Raw genomic sequence first — 3054 nt, 5'->3', positions numbered from 1 at the left:
CCGCGCAACTGGTGCAACTGGGACAGTCCGAAGGTGTCGGCGCGTTCGACGATCAGCGTGTTGGCGTTGGAGATGTCCAGGCCGGTCTCGATGATGGTGGTGCACACCAGGATGTCGTAGTCACGGTTCCAGAAGCCCTGCACGGTCTGCTCGAGTTGTTCCTCCGGCATCTGGCCGTGCGCCACCGCGACGCGGGCCTCCGGCACCAGTGCGCGCACCCGGCCCGCGGCGTTGTCGATGCTGGCGACCCGGTTGTGGACGTAGAACACCTGCCCGTCGCGCAGCAGTTCGCGGCGGAGCGCGGCGGCCACCTGTTTGTCGTCCTGCGGGCCGACATAGGTGAGCACGGGGTAGCGCTCCTCGGGCGGGGTCAGGATGGTCGACATCTCCCGGATGCCGGCCAGGCTCATCTCCAGGGTGCGCGGGATCGGGGTGGCGCTCATGGTCAGCACGTCGACGTGGGTGCGCAGGCTCTTGATGTGCTCCTTGTGCTCGACGCCGAAGCGTTGCTCCTCGTCGACCACGACCAGTCCGAGGTCCTTCCAGCGGACGCCGGTCTGCAGCAGGCGGTGGGTGCCGATGACGATGTCGACGCCGCCGTCGGCCATGCCCTCGAGGGTCTTGCGGGACTCGGCCGGGTCGGTGAACCGGGACAGGCCCCTGACGGTCACCGGGAAGCCGGCCATCCGCTCGGTGAAGGTCTGCAGATGCTGGTCGGCCAGCAGTGTGGTGGGCACCAGCACCGCGACCTGCTTGCCGTCCTGCACGGCCTTGAACGCCGCGCGCACCGCGATCTCGGTTTTGCCGTAACCCACGTCACCGCAGATCACCCGGTCCATCGGAACGGGCTTCTCCATATCGGACTTGACCTCGCCGATGGCGGTCAGCTGATCGACGGTCTCGGTGAACCCGAAGGCGTCCTCCATCTCGGCCTGCCAGGGGGTGTCCGGGGCGAATGCGTGCCCGGGGGCGGCCTGACGTTTGGCGTAGAGAGCGACCAGTTCGCCGGCGATCTCACGAACGGCCTTGCGCGCCTTGGTTTTCGTATTCGCCCAGTCGCTGCCGCCGAGTCTGCTCAGCGCGGGCTGCTCACCGCCGACGTAGCGGGACAGCTGATCCAGGGAGTCCATCGGGACGAAAAGCTTGTCGGCCCCGCTGTTTTTCGCGCCGGGCCCCTTCTTCCCGGCGTACTCCAGCACCAGGTACTCCCGGCGCGCGCCGCCGACGGTGCGCTCCACCATCTCGAGGAACCGGCCGATGCCGTGCTGGTCGTGCACCACCAGATCACCTGCGGTCAGCGCCAGCGGGTCGACGGTGTTGCGGCGCCGGGCCGCCAGTCGCCTGCCCTCCGGGCCGGTGGCGCGGTTGCCGGTCAGGTCGGTCTCGGTGATCACCACCAGTTGCGCACCGGGAATCACAATCCCGTTGTGCAAGGGGCCCTTCAGTACCCCGACGACGCCGGGCTTCGGGGGTTCGCCGGGACCCAGCAACACCGCCGGGGTGTCGTGCTCGCGGAGTTGTTCGACGACGCGGTGGGCGGTGCCGGTTCCCGGCGCGACGACCGCGCCGAGCCCCCCGGTGAGCACGTGCGCGCGCAGCATCGCGAAGATCTCCTCGACGCCGGACTGGCGGCCGCGCGCCGATGGCGCCGCCCGGACGGCGAGTTCGACGGCATCCGGGGAGGACAGCTGGCTGGTCGTCCACCACGGGTGGCCCCCGGCGGTGGCCGTCGCCCGGACGTCGTCGAGTTCGGCGAAACCCGAGCCGCCGAGTTGCTCGACGTCGATGGGCGCGTCGCCGCCGACGGCGGCCACCGACCAGGAGGCCTCCAGGAATTCCCGGCCGGTCTTGATCAGATCCGCGGCGCGGGTGCGCACCTTCTCCGGGTCGCACAGCAGCACCGGGGTCCCGGCCGGCAGGTGGTCGACGAGCGAGGCCGGCCGGTCCTCCCGCAGCACCGGCGCCAGCGCCTCCATGCCGTCGACCGGGATGCCCTCGGCCAGCTTGGCCAGCATGTCGCCGACGCCGCCGCTGATCCGGTTCCCGTCGCGCGGTGCGTGCCGTCCCAATTCGGCGGCGCGGGAACGGACCTCGTCGGTGAGCAGAAGCTCGCGGCACGGCACGGCGACCACCGGGTGACCCGGGCCGCCGACGTCCAGTTCCGGGATCGAACGCTGGTCGGCGACGGAGAACATCCGCATCTCGGTGATCTCGTCACCCCAGAACTCCACCCGCACCGGGTGCTCGGCGGTGGGGGGGAAGACGTCGAGGATGCCGCCGCGGACCGCGAACTCCCCCCGTTTGGCGACCATGTCGACGCGGGTGTAGGCCAGTTCCACCAGCCGGACGACCAGCTGTTCGAAGTCCACTTCGGCGCCCGCCGCCAAGGTGACCGGCTCGATCTCGGCCAGGTCGGCGGCCATCGGCTGCAGCAACGAGCGCACCGTGGTGACCACCACCCGCAGCCGCGGGCCCAGCGCCGCATCGTCGGGTCGGGCCAGCCGGCGCAGCAGCAGCATCCGGGCGCCGACGGTGTCCACGCCGGGTGAGAGCCGCTCGTGCGGCAGGGTCTCCCAGGACGGGAACAGCGCCGCGGCGTCGCCGTGCACGCCGCGCAACTCCGCGGTTAGGTCGTCGGCCTCGCGGCCGGTCGCCGTCACCACGAGCAGCGGTCCGCTGCGCGCCAGCGCGCACGCGACGAACAACTGGGCGCTGACCGGGGCCACCACCGACAGCTGCTGCGGTCTCCCGGCGGCGCGGTCGGCGAGTTCGGCGAAGGGCGGGGCAGCCAGCGCGGTGTCGACCAGACCCGCCAGCGGGGTCTGGACTCGTTGGCGCCCCGTCATGATGGGAACAGCTTATGCCGCACGCCAAAAAGCGTTGTGGTGGGCCAGTATTCGATAGGGCTCACCCGTCGTGCAACTGCGGGTCGGGCTCCAGTCCGGTCAGCCCGTTCCACATCAGGTTCACCAGGTGGGCGGCGACGACTTCCTTCTTGGGTTCCCGGGCGTCCAGCCACCACTGCGCGGTCATCGACACCGAACCCACCAGGGC

Annotated in this window: 1 protein-coding gene and 1 pseudogene; both read right to left on the bottom strand. The window is 70.7% G+C overall.

Features of this window, described 5'->3' with window-relative positions:
- On the bottom strand, positions 1-2846 hold a 2846-nt coding region (mfd, locus tag ADBZ5U_RS07365), incomplete at its 3' end, for a transcription-repair coupling factor (RefSeq protein WP_526263926.1).
- Positions 2847-2907: 61 nt separating this feature from the next.
- Positions 2908-3054, bottom strand: a pseudogene (locus tag ADBZ5U_RS07360) (TetR/AcrR family transcriptional regulator); the annotation flags it as partial.

The organism is Mycobacterium sp. (genome assembly GCF_040398885.1).
Taxonomy (GTDB): domain Bacteria; phylum Actinomycetota; class Actinomycetes; order Mycobacteriales; family Mycobacteriaceae; genus Mycobacterium.
The sequence above is the reverse complement of the archived record's forward strand: the minus strand, read 5'-3'. Positions and strand labels throughout refer to the sequence as shown.